Origin of the sequence: Streptomyces sp. NBC_01314 (assembly GCF_041435215.1) — a bacterium.
Lineage (GTDB): Bacteria > Actinomycetota > Actinomycetes > Streptomycetales > Streptomycetaceae > Streptomyces.
Genome location: NZ_CP108394.1, coordinates 4629885 through 4653412 on the forward strand (window position 1 = coordinate 4629885; position 23528 = coordinate 4653412).

At 69.1% G+C, this 23528-nt stretch carries 17 protein-coding genes; 3 read left to right on the top strand and 14 right to left on the bottom strand.

What is annotated here, in order from left to right:
- Positions 1 to 9 precede the first annotated feature (9 nt).
- The 3 genes from OG622_RS20295 (at position 10) to OG622_RS20305 (ending at position 5548) form a co-directional block, all read left to right on the top strand.
- Positions 10 to 2889 (top strand): fumarate reductase/succinate dehydrogenase flavoprotein subunit, encoded by a 2880-nt coding sequence (locus OG622_RS20295; RefSeq protein ID WP_371584155.1) that lies wholly within the window; start codon positions 10 to 12, stop codon positions 2887 to 2889.
- Positions 2890 to 4183: 1294 nt separating this feature from the next.
- Positions 4184 to 4909: a Crp/Fnr family transcriptional regulator gene (locus OG622_RS20300; RefSeq protein ID WP_371584156.1), complete on the top strand. Its 726-nt coding sequence runs from the start codon at positions 4184 to 4186 to the stop codon at positions 4907 to 4909.
- A gap of 120 nt (positions 4910 to 5029) precedes the next feature.
- Complete coding sequence (locus OG622_RS20305) at positions 5030 to 5548, top strand: hypothetical protein (protein WP_371577858.1); 519 nt, start codon at positions 5030 to 5032, stop codon at positions 5546 to 5548.
- 115 nt (positions 5549 to 5663) lie between these two features.
- Here OG622_RS20305 and recQ read toward each other — a convergent pair whose 3' ends face one another.
- The 14 genes from recQ to OG622_RS20375 form a co-directional block, all read right to left on the bottom strand.
- Positions 5664 to 7709 carry a DNA helicase RecQ gene (gene recQ, locus OG622_RS20310; RefSeq protein ID WP_371577860.1) on the bottom strand — a complete coding sequence of 682 codons (2046 nt, stop codon included), beginning with the start codon at positions 7707 to 7709 and terminating at the stop codon, positions 5664 to 5666.
- Between the two features lie 223 nt (positions 7710 to 7932).
- Positions 7933 to 9582: an NADH-quinone oxidoreductase subunit NuoN gene (gene nuoN, locus OG622_RS20315; RefSeq protein ID WP_371577862.1), complete on the bottom strand. Its 1650-nt coding sequence runs from the start codon at positions 9580 to 9582 to the stop codon at positions 7933 to 7935.
- The gene (locus tag OG622_RS20320; protein ID WP_371577864.1) at positions 9579 to 11150 is read right to left on the bottom strand and encodes an NADH-quinone oxidoreductase subunit M; all 1572 of its coding nucleotides are present in this window, start codon (positions 11148 to 11150) and stop codon (positions 9579 to 9581) included. Before OG622_RS20320 ends, nuoN begins: the two co-directional genes overlap by 4 nt.
- Positions 11151 to 11155: 5 nt before the next feature.
- On the bottom strand, positions 11156 to 13051 hold the full coding sequence (gene nuoL, locus OG622_RS20325) for an NADH-quinone oxidoreductase subunit L (protein WP_371577866.1): 1896 nt from the start codon (positions 13049 to 13051) through the stop codon (positions 11156 to 11158).
- A 15-nt stretch (positions 13052 to 13066) separates the two neighbouring features.
- Positions 13067 to 13366: an NADH-quinone oxidoreductase subunit NuoK gene (nuoK, locus tag OG622_RS20330; RefSeq protein WP_003998919.1), complete on the bottom strand. Its 300-nt coding sequence runs from the start codon at positions 13364 to 13366 to the stop codon at positions 13067 to 13069.
- Positions 13363 to 14199: an NADH-quinone oxidoreductase subunit J gene (locus OG622_RS20335; protein WP_371577868.1), complete on the bottom strand. Its 837-nt coding sequence runs from the start codon at positions 14197 to 14199 to the stop codon at positions 13363 to 13365. The genes nuoK and OG622_RS20335 overlap by 4 nt, the downstream gene beginning before the upstream one ends.
- Positions 14196 to 14798, bottom strand: a complete 603-nt coding sequence (gene nuoI, locus OG622_RS20340; protein ID WP_371577870.1) for an NADH-quinone oxidoreductase subunit NuoI — start codon at positions 14796 to 14798, stop codon at positions 14196 to 14198. The genes OG622_RS20335 and nuoI overlap by 4 nt, the downstream gene beginning before the upstream one ends.
- Complete coding sequence (nuoH, locus tag OG622_RS20345; RefSeq protein WP_371577872.1) at positions 14791 to 16152, bottom strand: NADH-quinone oxidoreductase subunit NuoH; 1362 nt, start codon at positions 16150 to 16152, stop codon at positions 14791 to 14793. Before nuoH ends, nuoI begins: the two co-directional genes overlap by 8 nt.
- A complete protein-coding gene (locus OG622_RS20350) occupies positions 16149 to 18653 on the bottom strand; it encodes an NADH-quinone oxidoreductase subunit G (RefSeq protein WP_371577874.1) in 2505 nt (834 codons plus the stop codon). Before OG622_RS20350 ends, nuoH begins: the two co-directional genes overlap by 4 nt.
- Complete coding sequence (gene nuoF, locus OG622_RS20355; RefSeq protein ID WP_371577876.1) at positions 18650 to 20005, bottom strand: NADH-quinone oxidoreductase subunit NuoF; 1356 nt, start codon at positions 20003 to 20005, stop codon at positions 18650 to 18652. The genes OG622_RS20350 and nuoF overlap by 4 nt, the downstream gene beginning before the upstream one ends.
- Positions 20005 to 20835, bottom strand: coding sequence for an NADH-quinone oxidoreductase subunit NuoE (gene nuoE / locus OG622_RS20360; RefSeq protein WP_371584157.1), 831 nt, complete (start codon positions 20833 to 20835; stop codon positions 20005 to 20007). The genes nuoF and nuoE overlap by 1 nt, the downstream gene beginning before the upstream one ends.
- A 29-nt stretch (positions 20836 to 20864) precedes the next feature.
- Positions 20865 to 22196 (bottom strand): NADH-quinone oxidoreductase subunit D, encoded by a 1332-nt coding sequence (locus OG622_RS20365; RefSeq protein WP_371577877.1) that lies wholly within the window; start codon positions 22194 to 22196, stop codon positions 20865 to 20867.
- The gene (locus OG622_RS20370; RefSeq protein WP_371577878.1) at positions 22193 to 22969 is read right to left on the bottom strand and encodes an NADH-quinone oxidoreductase subunit C; all 777 of its coding nucleotides are present in this window, start codon (positions 22967 to 22969) and stop codon (positions 22193 to 22195) included. The genes OG622_RS20365 and OG622_RS20370 overlap by 4 nt, the downstream gene beginning before the upstream one ends.
- A complete protein-coding gene (locus tag OG622_RS20375) occupies positions 22966 to 23520 on the bottom strand; it encodes an NADH-quinone oxidoreductase subunit B family protein (protein WP_371577880.1) in 555 nt (184 codons plus the stop codon). Before OG622_RS20375 ends, OG622_RS20370 begins: the two co-directional genes overlap by 4 nt.
- Between the last annotated feature and the right edge of the window lie 8 nt (positions 23521 to 23528).

Below are 23528 nucleotides of genomic sequence, written 5' to 3' on the forward strand. Positions count from 1 at the left end.
GTGGACACGGTGGACACAGTGGAGACCCCCCTCACGATCCCGGCGCTCGCCGACGCCGAGGAGCTGACCTGTGACGTCCTCGTCATCGGCGGCGGCACCGCAGGCACCATGGCGGCCCTGACCGCCGCCGAGCACGGCGCGAACGTCCTGCTCCTGGAGAAGGCGCACGTCCGCCACTCGGGCGCCCTCGCCATGGGCATGGACGGCGTCAACAACGCCGTCATCCCGGGCCGCGCCGAACCCGACGACTACGTCGCCGAGATCACCCGCGCCAACGACGGCATCGTCGACCAGTCCACGGTCCGTCAGACCGCGACCCGCGGCTTCGACATGGTGCGGCGGCTGGAGTCGTACGGGGTGAAGTTCGAGAAGGACGAGCACAACGAGTACGCGGTCCGCCAGGTCCACCGCTCCGGCTCGTACGTGCTTCCCATGCCGGAGGGCAAGGACGTCAAGAAGGTCCTGTACCGGCAGCTGCGGCGGCGGGAGATGCGGGAGAGGATCCGCATCGAGAACCGGGTGATGCCGGTGCGTGTGCTGACGGCGGGCGAGGGCGCGGACCGGCGGGCCGTCGGCGCGGCGGGCTTCAACACCCGCACCGGACAGTTCGTGACGGTCCGCGCGGGTGCGGTCATCCTCGCCACGGGCGCCTGCGGCCGCCTCGGCCTGCCCGCCTCCGGTTACCTCTACGGCACCTACGAGAACCCCACGAACGCAGGCGACGGCTACGCCATGGCCTACCACGCGGGCGCCGAACTCACCGGCATCGAGTGCTTCCAGATCAACCCGCTCATCAAGGACTACAACGGCCCGGCCTGCGCCTACGTCGCCAACCCCTTCGGCGGCTACCAGGTCAACCGGCACGGCGAACGCTTCGTCGACTCCGACTACTGGTCCGGCCAGATGATGGCCGAGTTCGCCGCCGAGATCGCCTCCGACCGCGCCCCGGTCTATCTGAAGCTGAGCCACCTCCCCGAGGAGTCCGTCTCCGCCCTGGAGTCGATCCTGCACACGACGGAACGCCCGACCCGCGGGACGTTCCACGCCGGCCGCGGCCACGACTACCGCACCCACGACATCGAGATGCACATCTCGGAGATCGGCCTGTGCGGGGGCCACTCGGCCTCGGGCGTACGGGTGGACGACCAGGCCCGTACGACCGTCCCCCGCCTGTACGCCGCCGGTGACCTCGCGTGCGTCCCGCACAACTACATGATCGGCGCCTTCGTCTTCGGTGACCTCGCGGGCGCGGACGCCTCCCGGTACACCCCGTACGAGGGCGAGTTGCCGCTCGCCCAGCTCCACGAGGCGCACGACCTGGTCTACCGCCCCCTCCGCAACCCGGACGGCCCTCCGCAGCCCCAGGTCGAGTACAAGCTCCGCCGCTTCGTCAACGACTACGTGGCTCCCCCGAAGTCAGGCTCCCGTCTCTCCCTCGCCCTCAACGCGTTCGAGCGCATGCGCGACGACATCGCCGAGATGGGCGCCCGCACCCCCCACGAACTCATGCGCTGCGCCGAGGTCTCCTTCATCCGCGACTGCGCCGAGATGGCCGCCCGCGCCTCCCTGGCCCGCACCGAGTCCCGCTGGGGCCTCTACCACGACCGCCTCGACCACCCCCAGCGCGACGACGCCTCCTGGTTCCACCACCTCGACCTGTACAAGTCCCCCGCCGGCACCATGGAGTTCACGGCCCGCCCCGTCGCCCCCTACCTGGTCCCCATCGAGGAGTTCACGCCGGTCGGCGGCCCTTCCCGACACCTGGGCGAGGTCCACGCGGAGAACGTGGCGACGGCCGGGTCCCGGGATGTGGCACCGGTGGCGGCGGGGGTGACGGGCGTAACGGGAGCGGCTGCGGATGGGGGGACGGGCGCGGAGACCGGGACGGGGTCCGGCTCGGACTCGGACTTGGACTCCGGCTTGGACTCGGGCTTGGACTCGGGGAGGGGGTCCCTCCCCTCCCACCCCACTCCCCAGATCTCCTCCGCCCGCCTCCTCGAACTGGTCGCCCTCGCCGAGGAGCAGCCCGAACTCGACGCCCTGCGGCCCTACTTGGCCGATGCCGCGCCCGCCGTCCGGCGCGAGGCGGTCGCCGTCCTCACGGAGACCCTCCCGCCAGGCACCGGCTCCGCCCTCGCCGAGGCGCTCCGCGACAGCGCCGCCGAGGTACGCGCCGCCGCCGCGGCCTCACTGCGCGAACTCGTCGAGACCCTCCCGCCCGAGCCCGCCCTCCGCGACGGCCTCGCCGCGGCCCTGGCCGAACCCGACCCGGTCGTCCGCGCCGCCGCCCTGGACGTGCTCCGCGCCCTGAGCCTCGGTGACACCGCCCTGTTCGCGGCCCTGCTGACGGACTCCGACATCACCGTCCGCATCGAGGCCGTCCGCGCCCTCGTCTCGGTCGACGCCGCCGCCGAACTGGCCCGAGCCGCGACCACCGACCCGTCCCGCGAGGTGCGCGTCACGATCGCCAAGGCCTTGGCGACGATCTCGGCGAACACGTCGGAATCCCAGCAGGTCGCCCCCACCCCCGTCCGTACCGCGCTGGCCTCCCTCACCGGTGACCCCGACGCCCTGGTACGGGCCGCCGCCTACGCCGCGTTGGGCACCGTCGGCTGCCCCCCTCCGCTCGCCGCCCAGGCCGTGACCGCCCTCTCCGACCCCGCCTGGCAGGTCCGGGCCGGCGCCGCCACCGCCCTCTCCACCGCGCCCTCGCCCGTGGCCGTCCCGGCCCTGACCTCCGCCCTCAACGACCCCAACGCCGACGTCCGCAAAGCCACCGTCCTCTCCCTGACCCGGCACTCCTCCACCGAGCAGGCCCGCGCGGCCCTCACCACAGCCACCAAGGACACCGACGCCGACGTAAGGGCATACGCGTCCCGCGCCCTGTGACTTCACGCAGAGTTTCTTCAGCGCTACGCATCGTGCGTTCCCGGGACACAGATCAACTACGCGCCCCGTCAACATTGTTGACGGGGCGTAAGGCGCGGACAGTGCCCCGGCGACCAGGGGACCCGCAAGATCTCCCCTTATTGATTAGTCGATAATCAATTCCCGGAGCGACGTCCGGGAGCCGGACTTCGGAAATCCACACGGCCAATACCCACACACACCACAACCCGCATGCCCAAAATTCACCCGAGAGCCACCGGGAACGCCCCGCATCGCCACACCACCGGACTCGACAAGAATGATTAAGCGGCGCAGTTTTGCGCACTTTATCGCAGGCTTTCCCTTTGGTTGAAAACTTGATCTCCCGTCCGGACGCGCAAGAACGCCAGGCATTGTCCGGTCAAACGGCGACTCAGGGGCGCCCACTGCTCACTTTTCTCGCGCCAGTCCGAAAGGTGAACGTCATCGAGTGCTCCCACAAAAGGGACTCAACGCGGAAATCCACATGAACCAACCGTCGACACGGCACGTCTCGTCTCCGTGATCGGGCGCTTCAAATCAAGCCCTCGAACCCCTCGCTGGAGGGAGTAGCCGACGGGACCTTCCTTGCCACAGTTACCTTTTCGCAGCTCATGGTGTTTACTGGCAGCAGGTCTGAGCCTTGGTGGGTCCAGGCCCTTTCATTGGAGGCCCCGGGGGTGGTTCCCCGGGGCCTCCGTGCTTTTGCCGCACTTCTCCGCGCACCACACCGCACCCGTGCACAACACAATTACCCCTGCCCTCACGCCGGACTTTCCAATGCCGCACGGTCAACTTGGCGTAAAGCGAAGAATACTGACCGTGACAACAGTCGGTTGCGCGAACCCAGAGCAAACCCCTACCGCGAGGGTTTCGCTTTCCCCCTCCGACGGATACCACGACCCACGCCGAATTCCGCACTCCCGTGCATGTGCGACTGGCGATTTCCTCTCACAGAGAGGTACGTTGTCGACCTGACGTCTTCGTGTCGCAACCGGACCTAAACCAGCCGGTGATCATGTGATGGAGAGGGCGCTGGACCCACCAACCCGGGTGCGTCTGTGGTCGGCAGACGCACCCGGGACCTCCTCCGTCTCCTCTCGGGAAGGATTCAGACCCTGATGCAGACCGCCGTCTCCGATGGCGTCGGCACGCCGCGCGGGCCCGTGTCCACGGGCGTCGACATCCGTCGACCGACAGACCGTCACCGTCACGCGCTGTTGCCTTCGTACGCCTCCGCATCGTCCGACGCCGCGCCCAGGACGGGTGGTTGACCGTGCCTCCCAAGGTCGACTCATTCCGCACAGTGGACGTCCTCAACGGCCGCCAGAAAATGCCCGACGGCAGCTTTCTGCGCCACCTCCCCGGCGACATCTGGCAGCTGTTCGTGCGGGCCTGGGGCCTGGACGCCCGTGTCCATGAACGTGGCGAGGAGCTGGCACTCGGACCGGACGACCGGCATGTGTACATCGTCCTGGGCGGCTGCGTCCTCCAGGAACGTCTTCCCCTCGGCACCAGGATCGCGAGATTCCGTGGGGTGGGCCAATTCCTGGGCGAGGCCAAGCTCATCGAACCCGAGGCCTCGGTCGGGACCGTCTGCCTCACCACGACCTGGGTCATGCCCTGCCCCGCACAACGCATGAACGTCCTGCTGCACCAACAACCCGACGCTCAACTGGCCCTGCTGCGCAGCCTGGAGCACCGTAACCGCAGCGACGAGATGATCTACGGCACCGCCACCCGTTCGCCGCTGCAGCGCGTCGGTGGCCTTCTGCTGCACCTCGCCGCGGTCGCCGGCACCAGGAGCACCGTCGAACCCGGCCACCACACCATTCTCGGACCGACCCAACGGGACATCGCCGACGCCCTGCTGATGGGGATGTCCACCGTGGAGAACGCCCTCCGCCTCCTCCGCGACACCCACCGCGTGATCACCAGCAAGTACCGGCAGTTCGTGGTGACCGACCTCCCCGCGCTACGCGACCTCGTCGCGTCCGCGTAGGCACACCCACCCTCCCCGCCGCACATCCGTCGGCTCCGCCCCCACCCACGACAGCTTCCTGCGGCGTCGCAGGGACCCATGAGGGTCACGCACGCTCGCGCCCGAACGGATCGGACCACGATGACCCTCAGCTCGACCGCCTTGGCGATCGGCACCAGTGCGGGCTCCCTCCTGGTGGCAGCCCTGGCCGGGGCGCTCACGCTCACCATCGGCTACCTCGGGGTCCGCCACCACGCACGGGTTTTCGCGTGGATGAAGCAGACCCACGACAACGAAGAGAACGCCAAGGACCTGGAGGACGCCCACAGTTACGTCAAGGAGGCCTTCGAGGCGCTGTGCGAACTCGCCCAGAAGCCCTGCACAGCCGCCGAACTCGCGCCACTGAAACGACTTCGGCACCTCCTCAAGGCCTCAGCCGACCAACTGGAGGTCCTCCACACCGAACTCCACGCCGTCGTCGAGCACATCGACGTCTACCTCGCCACCGCTCTCCCCGAACCGACCGTCACGGCGAGGGTGCCGTACTCGCAACACCTCACCCAGTTGGAACACGCGATGCGGCAGGAGCACGCTCGCATCGAACTCGAACGTGCCGTGAACAGAGCGCAGCAACGAATCCGGTCACTGCGACGTACCTGACAGAAGACGCGGCGACGCAGCGGCTCCGGCTGTCCGCCGAGTTCGGCGGCTCGGCGGCTCGGCGGCTCGGCGGCTCGGCGGCTCGGCGGCTCGGCGGACAACGGTCTCGGAGCTTTTACGCCCAGTCTTCCGGCTCGGGCTCGGGCTCGTCGTCCGGCCAGTCCAAGCCGCCGTCCGCGCCCGCGTCTCCGGCGTACGTCTCGTGCGCCGGGCCCGTCGCCCCTTCGGAAGTAGGAGGCGCCGCAGGCGCCCCACCCAGTGATCCCAGCACCCCCAGCACCCCCTCCCCGTATGTCGCCAGCTTCTTCTCGCCGATTCCGCTGATCGTGCCGAGTTCGGCGACGGACGCGGGGGCCGCGGCCACGATCTCGCGGAGGGTGGCGTCGTGGAAGATGACGTAGGCGGGGACGCCCTGTTCGCGGGCCTGTTCGCCGCGCCAGGCGCGCAGCGCCTCGAAGACGGGGAGCAGGTCGTCGGACAGCTCGACCGCCGCCTTGGGCTTGCGGTCGCCCCGGCCGGAGCCGGAGGAACCCGACCCGGACGACGCCGACCGCGTGGTCACCGGCTTCTTCGGTTCCTTGCGCAGCGGCACGTCCCGCTCCCGCCGCAATACCGCCCCGCTCTCCTCGGTGAGCACGAGTGTGCCGTACTCGCCCTCGACCGCGAGGATGCCCTGCGCGAGCAACTGCCGCACGACGCCCCGCCATTCGCCCTCGGACATTTCCTCGCCGATGCCGAAGACGGAGAGCTGGTCGTGGTCGAACTGGATGACCTTCGCGGTCCGTCGCCCCATCAGGATGTCGACGATCTGCACGGCGCCGAACTTCTGGCCCCGCTCCCGCTGCAGCCGCACCACCGTGGAGAGCACCTTCTGCGCGGCGACCGTGCCGTCCCAGGTTTCCGGCGTTACGAGGCAGGTGTCGCAGTTGCCGCAGCCGTCGGCCTGCGGTTCCTGGCCGAAGTACTGGAGCAGCTGGCCCCGGCGGCACCTGGCGGTCTCGCAGAGCCCCAGCATCGCGTCCAGATGACCGGCGGCCCGGCGGCGGAACGCCTCGTCGCCCTCGCTGCTCTGGATCATCTTCCGCTGCTGTATGACGTCGTTCAGGCCGTACGCCATCCACGCCGTGGAGGGCAGCCCGTCGCGGCCGGCGCGGCCGGTCTCCTGGTAGTAGCCCTCCACCGACTTCGGCAGGTCCAGGTGGGCGACGAACCGTACGTCGGGCTTGTCGATGCCCATGCCGAAGGCGATCGTGGCGACGACCACGAGCCCTTCCTCGCGCAGGAACCGTGACTGGTGTGCCGCGCGGGTGCCGGCGTCGAGTCCGGCGTGGTACGGCACCGCCTCGACGCCGTTCTTGCTCAGGAACTCCGCCGTCCGCTCGACGGAGTTCCTGGAGAGGCAGTAGACGATGCCCGCGTCGCCCGCGTGTTCCTGGCGCAGGAAGGACAGCAGCTGCTTCTTCGGGTCGGCCTTGGGCACGATCCGGTACTGGATGTTGGGCCGGTCGAAGCTGGCCTCGAAGTGGCGGGCCCGGGGCATGGCCAGCCGCTCGGTGATCTCCCGGTGCGTCGCGTGGGTGGCCGTGGCGGTGAGCGCGATGCGCGGCACGTCCGGCCAGCGCTCGCCCAGCAGGGAGAGGGACAGGTAGTCGGGCCGGAAGTCGTGTCCCCACTGGGAGACGCAGTGCGCCTCGTCGATCGCGAACACCGCGATCTTGCCGCGTCCGAGCAGATCCAGCGTGGCGTCCAGCCGGAGCCGCTCCGGCGCGAGATACAGCAGGTCGAGCTCGCCCGCGAGGAACTCCGCCTCGACCACGCGCCGCTCGCCGAAGTCCTGCGTGGAGTTGATGAACCCGGCGCGCACGCCCAGCGCCCGCAGCGCGTCCACCTGGTCCTGCATCAGCGCGATCAGCGGTGAGACCACAATGCCCGTACCGGGTCTGACCAGGGACGGAATCTGGTAGCAGAGGGACTTGCCGCCGCCGGTCGGCATGAGCACGACGGCGTCACCGCCCGTGACCACATGCTCGATGACCGCTGCCTGCTCGCCCCGGAAGGCGTCGTACCCGAAGACCCGGTGGAGCACGGCCAGCGCCTCGCTGTCCGCCCCGATTGTCCCGTCCTCGTCCGCCATCACACTCGTCCCGCCCGTCCCGATCATCGCCCGTCCCCCGCGTCGTACGTCTTGCGCACCGTGGTTCCTCCAGCCCCTGCCACCATAGGCGCCCGCACCGACAGCCTCAGAGTTATCCACAGGCTCCACCCGTATGAAGCGCCACTCCCATGGACGACAACCCGTACATACGACGGGACCCGGCCCCCCAAGGAGGAGGCCGGATCCCGTCACCGCATCACCAGCGAGCGCTCCGCTCCCGAGCGGAGTGTCAGCGCACGAACACCCCCGCCTGCCCCGCCAGGTCCAGGAAGTACTGCGGCGCGATGCCGAGCACCAGCGTGACGGCGACACCGACCGCGATCGCGGTCATGGTCAGCGGCGACGGCACCGCGACGGTCGGCCCCTCGGGGCGCGGCTCACTGAAGAACATGAGCACGATGACGCGGATGTAGAAGAACGCGGCGATGGCCGAGGAGATCACACCGACCACGACGATCGCGCCCGCGCCGCCCTCCGCCGCCGCCTTGAACACGGCGAACTTCCCGGCGAACCCGGAGGTCAGCGGAATGCCCGCGAAGGCCAGCAGGAAGACCGCGAACACGGCCGCCACCAGGGGCGATCTCCGTCCGAGGCCGGCCCACTTGGACAGATGTGTGGCCTCCCCGCCCGCGTCCCGCACCAACGTCACCACGGCGAACGCGCCGATCGTCACGAACGAGTAGGCGCCCAGGTAGAACAGCACGGAGGAGACGCCGTCGGGCGAGGCCGCGATGACACCGGCGAGGATGAACCCGGCGTGGGCGATCGACGAGTAGGCGAGCAGTCGCTTGATGTCGGTCTGGGTGATGGCGACGATCGCGCCGCCCAGCATGGTGACGATGGCGACGGCCCACATGACCGGCCGCCAGTCCCAGCGCAGGCCGGGCAGGACGACGTACAGGAGCCTGAGCAGCGCGCCGAAGGCGGCCACCTTGGTCGCCGCCGCCATGAAGCCCGTGACCGGCGTGGGCGCGCCCTGGTACACGTCGGGCGTCCACATGTGGAACGGCACCGCGCCGACCTTGAACAGCAGGCCCATGACGATCATGGCGACGCCGATGAGCAGCAGCGCGTCGTTGCCCATGGTGTCGGCGAGCGCGGGGTTGATCTCTCCGATGGTGCCGTCGACGACCTGGGCGATCGTGGCGTACTTCACCGAGCCCGCATAGCCGTACAGGAGTGCGATACCGAAGAGGGTGAAGGCGGAGGCGAAGGCGCCGAGCAGGAAGTACTTGACCGCGGCCTCCTGCGACATGAGCCGCTTGCGGCGGGCCACGGCGCACAGCAGGTAGAGCGGGAGGGAGAAGACCTCCAGGGCGATGAACAGGGTCAGCAGGTCGTTGGCCGCCGGGAAGATCAGCATGCCGCTGATCGCGAAGAGCAGCAGCGGGAACACCTCGGTGGTGGTGAACCCGGCCTTCACGGCCGCCTTCTCGCTGTCGCTGCCGGGCACGGACGCGGCCTGCGCGGCGAAAGAGTCGACCTTGTTGCCGTGCGTCTCGGGGTCGAGGCGCCGCTCGGCGAAGGTGAAGACGCCGAGGATGCCGGCCAGGAGGATCGTGCCCTGCAGGAACAGGGCCGGTCCGTCCACGGCGATGGCGCCCATGGCGGCGATGCCGGCCTTCGTGGTGCCGTATCCGCCCGCCGCGAGCGCGACGACCGCGGCGAAGGATGCCGCGAGGGCGACGACGGAGACGAACACCTGGGTGTGGTAACGGGCCTTGCGTGGCACGAAGGCCTCGATCAGGACCCCGATGATCGCCGCCCCGAGGACGATCAGGGTGGGCGACAATTGCCCGTATTCGATCTTCGGCGCGTCGATCTTCGTGATCGGGTCGGCCGCGGTTGTCCACAGGCTGTGGACGGCGGTTGCGCTCACTTGGCGGCCTCCACCTCGGGCTGGGGGTCCTTCTTCTGGACGTCGGACATGGTGTGCTCGACCGCCGGGTTGACGATGTCGGTGAGCGGCTTCGGGTAGACGCCCAGGAAGAGCAACAGGACGATCAGCGGGGTGACCACCACGAGCTCCCGCACCCTCAGATCGGGCATCCCCTCGACCTCGGCCTTCACCGGGCCGGTCATCGTCCGCTGATAGAGGACGAGGACGTAGAGCGCGGCGAGGACGATGCCGACGGTGGCGATGATCCCGATCACCGGGTAGCGCGCGAACGTGCCGACCAGGACCAGGAACTCGCTGACGAACGGGGCGAGTCCGGGCAGCGACAGCGTCGCGAGGCCGCCGATCAGGAAGGTGCCGGCGAGCACCGGCGCGACCTTCTGCACGCCGCCGTAGTCGGCGATGAGTCGGGATCCCCGCCGGGAGATCAGGAAGCCCGCCACCAGCATGAGGGCGGCGGTCGAGATCCCGTGGTTGACCATGTAGAGCGTCGCGCCCGACTGGCCCTGGCTGGTCATCGCGAAGATTCCCAGGATGATGAACCCGAAGTGCGAGATCGACGCGTACGCCACCAGCCGCTTGATGTCCCGCTGGCCGACCGCGAGCAGCGCCCCGTAGATGATGCTGATCAGCGCCAGGACGAGGATCGCGGGCGTCGCCCACTCGCTGGCCTCCGGGAACAGCCCGAGGCAGAAGCGGAGCATCGCGAAGGTGCCGACCTTGTCGACGACCGCCGTGATGAGGACGGCGACCGGCGTGGTGGCCTCCTGCATGGCGTTGGGCAGCCAGGTGTGCAGCGGCCACAGCGGGGCCTTCACCGCGAAGGCGAAGAAGAAGCCCAGGAACAGCCACCGCTCGGTGCTGGTCGCCATCTCCAGCGTGCCGTTGGCGCGGGCCTCGGCGATCTCCGGGAGCGAGAAGTTCCCGGCGACCACGTACAGGCCGATCACCGCGGCCAGCATGATCAGGCCGCCGACCAGGTTGTAGAGGAGGAACTTCACGGCGGCGTACGACCGTTGCGTGGCCGCCGTCTCCTCGCCGTGCTCGTGGGCCCGGTCCCCGAAGCCGCCGATGAGGAAGTACATCGGGATGAGCATGGCTTCGAAGAAGATGTAGAAGAGGAAGACGTCGGTGGCCTCGAAGGAGATGATCACCATCGCCTCGACGGCCAGGATCAGGGCGAAGAAGCCCTGCGTGGGCCGCCACCGGGTGTTACCCGTCTCCAGCGGGTCGGCGTCGTGCCAGCCCGCGAGGATGATGAACGGGATCAGCAGGGCGGTGAGCGCGATGAGCGCCACCGCGATGCCGTCCACGCCCAGGTCGTACCGCACCCCGAAGTCCGCGATCCAGGCGTGGGACTCGGTGAGTTGGTAGCGGTCGCCGCCCGGGTCGAAGCGGACCAGGACGATCACGGCGAGTACGAGCGTGGCCAGCGAGACGATCAGCGCCAGCCATTTCGCGGCGGTGCGCCGCGCGGCCGGTACGGCGGCCGTGGCGATCGCCCCGAGGGCCGGGAGCGCCGCCGCCGCTGTCAGCAGAGGAAAGGACATCGGTATCAGACCGCCCTCATCAGCAGGGTCGCGGCGATGAGGATCGCAGCACCGCCGAACATCGAGACCGCGTACGACCGGGCATAGCCGTTCTGGATCCGGCGCAGCCGCCCGGAGAGGCCGCCCATCGAGGCCGCCGTGCCGTTGACGACGCCGTCGACCAGGGTGTGGTCGACGTAGACGAGGGAGCGTGTGAGGTGCTCTCCGCCGCGTACGAGGACTACGTGGTTGAAGTCGTCCTGAAGGAGGTCGCGCCGGGCGGCCCGGGTGAGCAGCGACCCGCGCGGGGCGACGACGGGGACGGGCTTGCGCCCGTACTGGAGCCAGGCGAGGCCGACGCCGATGACCATCACGGCGACCGTGGAGATCGTCACCGTCAGGGCGCTGATCGGCGGGTTGCCGTGCTTGTGGCCGGTGACGGGCTCCAGCCAGTGGAGGAACCGGTCACCGATGCTGAAGTACGCGCCGCCGAAGACCGATCCGACGGCCAGCACGATCATGGGGATCGTCATGACCCTGGGCGACTCGTGCGGGTGCGGATCGTGGCCGTGCTCGTCGGGCTGCCAGCGCTTCTCGCCGAAGAACGTCATCAGCATCACGCGCGTCATGTAGAACGCGGTGATGGCCGCGCCCAGCAGGGCCACGCCGCCGAGGATCCAGCCCTCGGTGCCGCCCTTGGCGAAGGCCGCCTCGATGATCTTGTCCTTGGAGAAGAAGCCGGACAGACCGGGGAAGCCGATGATGGCGAGGTAGCCGAGGCCGAAGGTGACGAAGGTGACCGGCATGTACTTCCGCAGGCCGCCGTACTTGCGCATGTCGACCTCGTCGTTCATGCCGTGCATGACCGAGCCTGCGCCGAGGAAGAGCCCGGCCTTGAAGAAGCCGTGCGTCACCAGGTGCATGATCGCGAAGACGTAGCCGATGGGGCCGAGGCCCGCGGCGAGCACCATGTAGCCGATCTGCGACATCGTCGAGCCTGCGAGGGCCTTCTTGATGTCGTCCTTCGCGCAACCGACGATCGCACCGAAGAGGAGCGTGACCGCGCCGACGACGGTGGTGACGAGCTGCGCGTCCGGGGCGCCGTTGAAGATGTTGGCGGAGCGGACGATCAGGTAGACGCCCGCGGTGACCATGGTCGCGGCGTGGATGAGGGCCGAGACGGGGGTCGGGCCCTCCATGGCGTCCCCGAGCCAGGACTGCAGCGGCACCTGGGCGGACTTGCCGCAGGCGGCGAGCAGCAGCATCAGGGCGATGGCGGTCAGCTTGCCCTCGCTGGTCTCACCGGTGGCCTCCAGGACCGGCCCGAAGGCGAACGTCCCGAAGGTGGTGAACATCAGCATGATGGCGATGGACAGGCCCACGTCGCCGACGCGGTTGACCAGGAAGGCCTTCTTCGCGGCGGTGGCGGCGCTGGGCTTGTGCTGCCAGAAGCCGATCAGCAGGTACGAGGCGAGGCCCACGCCCTCCCAGCCGACGTACAGCAGCAGGTAGTTGTCGGCGAGGACGAGCAGCAGCATCGCCGCGAGGAACAGGTTCAGATAGCCGAAGAAGCGGCGTCGGCGCTCGTCGTGCTCCATGTACCCGATGGAGTACACATGGATGAGCGAGCCGACTCCGGTGATCAGCAGGACGAACGTCATCGACAGCTGGTCGAGCTGGAAGGCGACGTCCGCCTGGAAGCCCTCGACGGGGATCCAGCTGAACAGGTACTGGCCCATCTCGCGGTGTTCGGCGTCCTTGCCGAGCATGTCGGCGAAGAGGACGACGCCGATGACGAAGGAGGCGGCGGCGAGGGCAGTGCCGATCCAGTGGCCGACGGCGTCGAGCCGCCGGCCACCGCACAACAGGACGGCCGCTCCGAGCAGGGGCGCCGCGACCAGCAGCGCAATCAGGTTCTCCACGATTCTTCCGACCCCTTACAGCTTCATCAGGCTGGCGTCGTCGACCGAGGCCGAGTGGCGGGACCGGAACAGCGACACGATGATCGCGAGTCCGACCACGACCTCCGCGGCGGCGACGACCATCGTGAAGAAGGCGATGATCTGGCCGTCGAGATTGCCGTGCATCCGGGAGAAGGCGACCAGCGTGAGATTGCAGGCGTTGAGCATCAGCTCGATGCACATGAACACCACGATCGCGTTCCGCCTGATCAGGACACCGGTGGCGCCGATCGTGAACAGCAGGGCGGCGAGATACAGGTAGTTGACGGGATTCACTTCGACGCCTCCCCGCGCTTGCCGCCGTTCCCGCTGTTGGTGCGCTCCAGGCGGTCCTCGGCGCGCTGCTCCAGGGCCTTGAGGTCGTTGAGCGCCTCCGTCGACACGTCGCGGACCTGACCCCGGTCCCGCAGCGTCTTGCTGACGGTCAGCTCGGACGGCGTGCCGTCGGGCAGCAGGCCCGGGATGTCGACCGCGTTGTGCCGGGCGTAGACGCCGGGGGCCGGCAGCGGCGGGAGGTGCTTGCCCTCGCGTACGCGCTCTTCGGCCAGCTCCCGCTGGGTCTTGGGGCGCTCGGTGCGCTCGCGGTGGGTGAGGACCATGGCACCGACGGCGGCCGTGATGAGCAGGGCGCCGGTGAGTTCGAAGGCGAACACGTAGTCGGTGAAGATCAGGGCCGCGAGGCCCTCCACGTTCCCGCCCGCGTTCGCCGTGCCGAGGCCGGTGAACTCCGTCAGCGAGGCGTTGCCGATGCCCGCGATCAGCAGGATGCCGAACCCGAGGCCGCAGAGGAGGGCCAGCCAGCGCTGGCCCTTGATGGTCTCCTTCAGGGAGTCCGCCGCGGTGACGCCGACGAGCATCACCACGAACAGGAACAGCATCATGATCGCGCCGGTGTAGACGACGATCTGCACGATGCCCAGGAAGTAGGCGCCGTTGGCGAGGTAGAACACCGCCAGGATGATCATGGTGGCGGCGAGGCAGAGCGCGCTGTGCACGGCCCTCTTCATGAAGACGGTGCACAGGGCGCCGATCACGGCGACCGTGCCGAGCACCCAGAACTGGAAGGCCTCACCGGTGGAGGTGGTGTAGGCGGCGAGTTGCGAGCTCATGCCTGGACCCCCTCCTCTTCGGGCTTCTCGCCCTTGGAGGCGGCGACCTGGCGCACCGTGCCGGGCGCGGCCTCGGTGACCAGCCCCCGGTAGTAGTCCTGCTCGTCGGTGCCCGGGAAGATCGAGTGGGGCGAGTCGACCATGCCCTCCTCAAGACCGGCGAGCAGCTGCTCCTTGGTGTAGATGAGGTTGGCGCGGCTGCTGTCCGCCAGTTCGAACTCGTTGGTCATCGTGAGCGCCCGCGTGGGGCACGCCTCGATGCACAGGCCGCACAGGATGCAGCGGGCGTAGTTGATCTGGTAGACGCGGCCGTACCGCTCGCCCGGCGAGTAGCGCTCCTCGTCCGTGTTGTCGGCGCCCTCCACGTAGATGGCGTCGGCGGGACACGCCCAGGCGCACAGCTCGCAGCCGATGCACTTCTCCAGGCCGTCCGGATGGCGGTTGAGCTGGTGCCGGCCGTGGAACCGTGGGGCCGTGGTCTTGGGCTGCTCGGGGTACTGCTCGGTCAGCCGCTTCTTGAACATGGCCTTGAAGGTCACGCCGAAGCCGGCGACGGGGTTCTGGAAACCGGGCTTGGTCTCCTTCGGCTCCTCAGCCATCGGACGCCTCCTTCCCATTCGAAGATCCGTCACTGTCAGTATCGGACCCACCACTGACAACCAGCTCCCGCTCCCGGCGCGGACGCCTGCGCGGCACCGGCGGGAGGGTCTGTCCGGGCAGGGGCGGTACGGGGAATCCGCCGGCCATCGGGTCGAAGCCGGCCGGTTCGGCGGGCTGGTCCTGTGCCTCGCGCCGGTCGCGGAAAATATCGGCGACGACGGAGAGCAGGAACAGCACGATGACGGCGCCGGCGACGTACAGGGCGATCTCGGCGAAGTCGTAGTTCTCGTTCCTGAGGGTCCGTACGGTCGCGACGAGCATCAGCCAGACCACGGAGACCGGGAGGAGGATCTTCCAGCCGAGCTTCATCAGCTGGTCGTAGCGGACGCGCGGGAGGGTGCCGCGCAGCCAGATGAAGAAGAACAGCAGCAGCTGCACCTTCACCACGAACCAGAGCATCGGCCACCAGCCGTGGTTGGCGCCCTCCCAGAAGGTGCTGATGGGCCAGGGGGCCCGCCAGCCGCCGAGGAAGAGCGTCACCGACACGGCCGAGACGGTCACCATGTTGACGTACTCGGCGAGCATGAACAGCGCGAACTTGATCGACGAGTACTCGGTGTTGAAGCCGCCGACCAGGTCGCCCTCGGACTCCGGCATGTCGAACGGGGCGCGGTTGGTCTCGCCGACCATCGTGATGATGTAGATGACGAAGGAGACCGGCAGCAGGACGATGTACCAGCGGTCCTGTTGCGCCTCCACGATCGCCGACGTCGACATCGACCCCGAGTAGAGGAAGACCGAGGCGAACGCGGCGCCCATGGCGATCTCGTAGGAGATCATCTGCGCTGCGGAGCGCAGGCCGCCGAGCAGCGGGTAGGTGGAGCCGGAGCTCCAGCCCGCGAGCACGATGCCGTAGATGCCGACCGAGGCGACCGCGAGGATGTAGAGCATCGCGATCGGCAGGTCGGTGAGCTGCATCGTGGTGCGCTGGCCGAAGATCGAGATCTCGTTGCCGGCCGGGCCGAAGGGGATCACCGCGATCGCCATGAAGGCCGGGATGGCCGCCACGATCGGCGCGAGGACGTAGACGACCGTGTCCGCGCGTTTGACGATGAGGTCTTCCTTGAGCATCAGTTTGACGCCGTCGGCGAGCGACTGGAGCATGCCCCAGGGGCCGTGCCGGTTGGGGCCGATGCGCAGCTGCATCCAGGCGACGACCTTGCGTTCCCACACGATGGAGAACAGCACGGTGATCATCAGGAAGGCGAAGCAGAACACCGCCTTGACGACGACCAGCCACCAGGGGTCGCGGCCGAACATCGAGAGGTCTTCAGCGGCGAGGTACAAGCTCATGCCTCCACCTCCTCGGGGGCCTCGGCGGCGAGCGTCGCGGGGCCGATACGGACGAGTGCGCCGGGCAGCGCCCCCGTGTCGGAGGCGACGCCCGAGCCGGTGGAGTTCAGCGGCAGCCAGACGACACGGTCGGGCATCTCGGTGATCAGCAGCGGCAGTTCCACGACCCCGGCGGGGCCGCTGACCGCGAGGACGTCGCCGTTCTTGACGCCCGACTCGGCGGCCGTGGCGGCGGACACGCGCGCGCGTGCGGCGTGCCGCGTCCCGGCGAGCGCCTCGTCGCCGTCCTGGAGGCGACCCTGGTCGAGCAGCAGCCGGTGGCCGGCCAGTACGGCCTCCCCGGCGGCCGGGCGCGGCAGTCCGGCAGCGACCTCCACCGGCTCGTGGGCCCTCGCGCCGTCCCACGCCCCGAGGCGGTCCAGCTCCGCGCGCGTGGTGCGCAGATCGGGCAGCCCCAGGTGGACGTCCATGGCGTCGGCCAGCATCTGGAGCACCCGCCCGTCGGTGGGTGCCACCCGGCGGGTCATCTGGTCGGGCTTCAGCGCGGCCTCGAACATCCGCACGCGGCCCTCCCAGTTGACGAAGGTGCCCGCCTTCTCGGCGACGGCGGCGACCGGGAGAACGACGTCCGCCCGGTCGGTGACCTCGCTGGGCCGCAGCTCCAGCGACACCAGGAAGCCCACTGCGGAGAGTGCCTCACGCGCGCGCGGCGGATCAGGCAGATCGGCGACCTCGACGCCCGCCACCACCAGGGCCCCGAGCTCTCCGGTGGCGGCGGCCTCGACGATCTGCCCGGTGTCCCGGCCGTACCGCGTCGGGAGTTCGGCGACACCCCAGGCGGCGGCGACCTCCGCGCGTGCGCGCGGGTCGGTTGCCGGACGCCCGCCCGGCAACACCGAGGGCAGCGCGCCCGCTTCGACAGCGGCACGCTCCCCGGCCCGGCGCGGGATCCACACCATCTTCGCGCCGGTCAGCGAAGCGGCCCGCACGGCGGCGGTGAGCCCGCCCGCCACGGCCGCGAACCGCTCCCCGACGACGATCACCGCGCCCTCGGTACGCAGCGCCTCGGCGGCCTTGGCGCCGTTGTCGTCCAGCCCGAAGCCGCTCGCGAGGGCGTCCAGCCACTCGGTCTCGGTGCCGGGCGCGGCGGGCAGCAGCGTGCCGCCGGCCTTCTCCAGGCCGCGCGTGGCGTGCGTGGCCAGTGAGAAGACCTGTTGCTTGTGCTTGCGCCAGGCCTTGCGCAGCCGGAGGAAGACGCCGGGCGCCTCCTCCTCCGCCTCGAACCCGACCAGCAGGACCGCGGGCGCCTTCTCCAGGAAGGCGTACGTGACGCCCGTACCGTCGAGGTCGCGGCCGCGTCCGGCGACCCGGGCCGCCAGGAAGTCGGCCTCCTCGCCGCTGTGCACGCGCGCGCGGAAGTCGATGTCGTTCGTGTCGAGGGCCACGCGCGCGAACTTGCTGTACGCGTAGGCGTCCTCGACGGTGAGCCGGCCGCCGGTCAGCACACCGGTCCGGCCGCGCGCGGCGAGAAGCCCCCGGGCGGCGGCCTCAAGGGCCTCCGGCCAGGACGCGGGCTCCAGGACACCCTCCGCGTTGCGGACGAGGGGGGTGGTCAGCCGGTCCGGACGCTGCGCGTACCGGAACCCGAACCGCCCCTTGTCGCAGATCCACTCCTCGTTGACCTCGGGGTCGTTTGCCGCGAGCCGCCGCATGACCTTGCCGCGCCGGTGGTCGGTGCGGGTCGCGCAGCCGCCGGAACAGTGCTCGCAGACGGACGGCGAGGAGACGAGGTCGAACGGGCGGGAGCGGAATCGGTACGCCGCCGAGGTCAGCGCGCCCACCGGGCAGATCTGGATGGTGTTGCCGGAGAAGTACGACTCGAAGGGGTCGCCCTCGCCGGTGCCGACCTGCTGGAGCGCGCCGCGCTCGAGCAGTTCGATCATCGGGTCGCCTGCGACCTGGTCGGAGAACCGGGTGCAGCGGGCGCACAGCACGCACCGCTCACGGTCGAGCAGCACCTGCGTGGAGATCGGCACGGGCTTCTCGTAGGTCCGCTTGCGGCCCTCGAAGCGGGACTCGGAGTGGCCGTGCGACATGGCCTGGTTCTGCAGGGGGCACTCGCCGCCCTTGTCGCAGACGGGGCAGTCCAGCGGGTGGTTGATGAGCAGAAGCTCCATCACACCCTTCTGGGCCTTCTCCGCGACCGGCGAGGTGAGGTGGGTCTTGACGACCATCCCGTCCGTGCAGGTGATGGTGCAGGACGCCATGGGCTTGCGCTGGCCCTCGACCTCGACGATGCACTGACGGCAGGCGCCGACCGGGTCGAGGAGGGGGTGGTCGCAGAAGCGGGGGATCTCGACGCCGAGTTGTTCGGCGGCCCGGATCACCAGGGTGCCCTTGGGCACGCTGATGTCGATGCCGTCGATGGTCAGCGAGACGAGATCTTCCGGCGGGACCGCCGCCTCCCCGCCCCCGGAGGGAGCGCCGGTGGTCACGGTCATGCGTTCACCTCCGCGTGCTTGTCCTTGTCGGCCCAGACGGTCGATCTGGCCGGGTCGAAGGGGCAGCCCCGGCCCGTGATGTGGTCCTCGTACTCCGCGCGGAAGTACTTGAGGGAGGAGAAGATCGGCGAGGCGGCGCCGTCACCGAGGGCGCAGAAGGACTTGCCGTTGATGTTGTCGGCGATGTCGTTCAGCTTGTCGAGGTCGCTCATGACGCCCTTGCCGGCCTCGATGTCGCGCAGCAACTGCACCAGCCAGTAGGTGCCTTCGCGGCAGGGTGTGCACTTGCCGCAGGACTCGTGGGCGTAGAACTCGGTCCAGCGGGTGACGGCCCGCACGACGCAGGTCGTCTCGTCGAAGCACTGGAGTGCTTTCGTGCCGAGCATGGAACCCGCGGCGCCCACTCCTTCGTAGTCAAGAGGGACGTCGAGGTGCTCGTCGGTGAACATCGGGGTCGAGGAGCCGCCCGGTGTCCAGAACTTGAGGCGATGCCCGGATCGCATTCCGCCGCTCATGTCCAGGAGCTGGCGGAGCGTGATACCGAGCGGCGCCTCGTACTGGCCGGGGCTCGTGACATGGCCGCTGAGCGAGTAGAGCGTGAAGCCGGGGGACTTCTCGCTGCCCATCGACCTGAACCATTCCTTGCCCTTTTGCATGATCGCGGGAACTGACGCGATCGACTCGACGTTATTCACGACAGTCGGGCACGCATAGAGGCCCTCGACAGCAGGGAAGGGGGGACGGAGCCGCGGTTGACCACGGCGGCCTTCGAGCGAGTCGAGCAGCGCGGTCTCCTCACCGCAGATGTACGCGCCCGCGCCCGCGTGCACGGTGAGTTGGAGATCGAGTCCGCTGCCCAGGATGTTCTCGCCGAGGAAGCCGGCCTCGTAGGCCTCGCGTACGGCCTCGTGCAACCGCCGCAGGACGGGAACGACTTCACCACGCAGATAGATGAAGGCATGCGAAGACCTGATGGCATAACAGGCGATGACAATGCCCTCGATGAGGCTATGCGGGTTCGCGAAGAGGAGCGGAATGTCCTTGCACGTTCCGGGCTCCGACTCGTCGGCGTTGACAACTAGATAATGTGGTTTTCCATCACCCTGCGGAATGAACTGCCATTTCAGTCCGGTCGGGAATCCCGCGCCGCCGCGGCCGCGCAACCCGGACTCCTTGACGTACGCGATGACGTCGTCCGGTGACATGGCCAGCGCCTTGCGCAGCCCCTCGTACCCTTCGTGCCTTCGGTAGACGTCGAGCGACCATGCCCTGTCCTCGTCCCAGAAGGCAGACAGCACGGGTGCGAGCAGTTTCTCCGGGCTGGTGCCCTTGATCTCGGGTGCCAACGTCATCACTCCCCCTCCTCGGCGGCAGGCCCCGCCGGGTGCGCCGGGTCCGAGGCCGACGTTTCCTGCGGCGCGTCGTGCGAGCTGAGGTGCTCGGTGGGTGACGGCTCGTGCACCTTGTCGTGCGGCTCGTCCTTGGGGCCGCCGTTGCGCGGATGGACCACGCGCGCGGGTCCGGTCTCTCCCCTGGCCAGGCGGAGGCCGACCAGCGAGGCGGGTCCCGCACCGCCGCTCGCCTCGACGGCCCCCGGCCGCTCGTCGGGGAATCCGGCGAGGATCCGCGCGGTGTCCTTGAAGGTGCACAGCGGTGCCCCGCGCGTGGGCTCGACCTCGGTTCCCGCGCGCAGGTCGTCGACGAGGCGCTTGGCGCTGTCGACGGTCTGGTTGTCGAAGAACTCCCAGTTGACCATCACGACCGGCGCGAAGTCGCAGGCCGCGTTGCACTCGATGTGCTCCAGGGTGACCTTGCCGTCGCCGGTGGTCTCGCCGTTGCCGACACCGAGGTGGTCCTGCAGCGCCTCGAAGATCGCGTCGCCGCCCATCACCGCGCACAGGGTGTTGGTGCAGACGCCCACCTGGTAGTCACCGGAGGGCTTGCGCCGGTACATGGTGTAGAAGGTGGCCACCGCGGTGACCTCGGCCGTGGTCAGGCCGAGCACCTCGGCGCAGAACCGCATGCCGGTGCGGGTGACATGGCCCTCCTCCGACTGCACGAGATGCAGCAACGGCAGGAGGGCGGACCGGGAGTCCGGGTAGCGGGCGACGACCTCGGCGGCGTCCCGCTCCAGCCGGGCTCGAACGTCGTCCGGGTAGTCGGGCGCGGGCAGTTGGGGCATGCCCAGGCTGACGCCCTCGGGGGTGGTGGTCACCGGTCGACGCCTCCCATCACGGGGTCGATGGACGCGACGGCGACGATGACGTCGGCGACCTGGCCGCCCTCGCACATCGCCGCCATGGCCTGCAGGTTGGTGAAGGAGGGGTCTCGGTAGTGGACCCGGAAGGGGCGGGTGCCTCCGTCGGAGACGACGTGCACCCCGAGTTCGCCCTTGGGCGACTCGATCGCCGTGTACGCCTGTCCCGGCGGGACGCGGAAGCCCTCGGTCACCAGCTTGAAGTGGTGGATCAGGGCCTCCATGGAGGTGCCCATGATCTTCTTGATGTGGTCCAGGGAGTTGCCGAGTCCGTCCGGTCCCAGGGCGAGCTGGGCGGGCCAGGCGATCTTCTTGTCGCCGACCATGACCGGGCCGGGCTGCAGCCGGTCCAGGCACTGCTCGACGATCCGCAGGGACTGGCGCATCTCCTCCAGGCGGATCAGGAAACGTCCGTAGGAGTCGCAGGTGTCGGCGGTCGGGACGTCGAAGTCGTACGTCTCGTACCCGCAGTACGGCTGCGCCTTGCGCAGGTCGTGCGGGAGGCCGGCGGAGCGCAGGATCGGGCCGGTGGCGCCGAGGGCCATGCAGCCGGACAGGTCGAGGTAGCCGACGTCCTGCATACGGGCCTTGAAGATGGGGTTCCCGGTGGCGAGCTTGTCGTACTCGGGAAGGTTCTTCTCCATCTTCTTCACGAACTCGCGGATCTGGTCCACCGCGCCGGGCGGCAGGTCCTGGGCGAGTCCGCCGGGCCGGATGTACGCGTGGTTCATGCGCAGGCCGGTGATCAGCTCGTAGATGTCGAGAATGAGTTCACGATCACGGAAGCCGTAGATCATGATCGTGGTGGCGCCCAGCTCCATGCCGCCGGTGGCGATGCACACCAGGTGGGAGGAGAGCCGGTTCAGCTCCATGAGGAGCACACGGATGATCGTGGCGCGGTCCGGGATCTGGTCCTCGATGCCGAGGAGCTTCTCCACAGCGAGGCAGTACGCCGTCTCGTTGAAGAACGGCGTCAGGTAGTCCATGCGCGTCACGAACGTGGTGCCCTGTGTCCACGTGCGGTACTCGAGGTTCTTCTCGATGCCGGTGTGGAGGTAGCCGATGCCGCAGCGGGCCTCGGTGACGGTCTCGCCGTCGATCTCCAGGATGAGCCGGAGCACACCGTGCGTGGACGGGTGCTGGGGGCCCATGTTGACGATGATGCGCTCGTCGTCGGACCGGGCGGCGGTCTCGGCGACCTCGTCCCAGTCGCCGCCGGTGACCGTGTAGACGGTGCCCTCGGTGGTCTCGCGCGGCGAGGCGGACGATGCGTGCGACGTGCTCATGAGTACGACCTCCGCTGGTCCGGAGCCGGGATCTGGGCGCCCTTGTACTCGACGGGGATGCCGCCGAGGGGGTAGTCCTTGCGCTGCGGGAAACCCTGCCAGTCGTCCGGCATCATGATCCGCGTCAGCGCGGGGTGGCCGTCGAAGACGATGCCGAAGAAGTCGTACGCCTCGCGCTCGTGCCAGTCGTTGGTCGGGTAGACGGGGACGAGCGACGGGATGTGCGGGTCGGCGTCAGGGGCGGAGACCTCCAGGCGGATCAGCCGGTTGTGGGTGATCGAGCGCAGGTGGTAGACGGCGTGCAGCTCACGGCCCTTGTCACCGGGGTAGTGGACGCCGGAGACGCCGGTGCACAGTTCGAAGCGGAGGGCCGGGTCGTCGCGGAGGGTCCGGGCGACGCGCGCCAGGTACTCGCGCTCGATGTGGAAGGTGATCTCGCCCCGGTCGACGACGGTCCTGTCGATCACGTTCTCGGGAACGAGGCCCTGTTCCTCCAGGGCGCCTTCCAACTCGTCGGCGACCTCGTCGAACCACCCGCCGTAGGGGCGGCCGGCAGCGCCGGGGAGCCGGATGGAGCGGACCAGGCCGCCGTAGCCGGAGGTGTCGCCGCCGTTGTCGGCGCCGAACATGCCTCGCTGGACGCGGATCTCCTCACCGCCGTCGCCGCGCTGGCCGGGGAGGTTGGAGGCGGCGAGGTCCTTCTCGGGGTTCACCCCGTCCGAGCCGCCCGCACCCGGTCCGCCCGGACCGTTCTTGCCGTTCGCGTCGCTCATCGCAGCAGCCCCTTCATCTCGATGAGGGGGAGCGCCTTGAGTGCCGCTTCCTCCGCCTCGCGGGCCGCTTCCTCGGCGTTCACGCCGAGCTTGGACGTCTGGATCTTCTGGTGGAGCTTGAGGATCGCGTCGATCAGCATCTCGGGCCGTGGCGGGCAGCCCGGGAGATAGATGTCGACGGGGACGATGTGGTCGACGCCCTGGACGATCGCGTAGTTGTTGAACATGCCGCCGGACGACGCGCAGACCCCCATGGAGATCACCCACTTGGGATTGGGCATCTGGTCGTAGACCTGCCGCAGCACCGGCGCCATCTTCTGGCTGACCCGGCCGGCCACGATCATCAGGTCCGCCTGGCGCGGCGAGCCCCGGAACACCTCCATGCCGAAGCGCGCCAGGTCGTAGCGCCCCGCGCCCGTGGTCATCATCTCGATGGCGCAACAGGCGAGGCCGAAGGTGGCGGGGAAGACGGACGCCTTGCGTACCCAGCCCGCGGCCTGCTCGACGGTGGTCAGCAGGAAGCCGCTCGGCAGTTTTTCTTCGAGTCCCATGGTCTAAA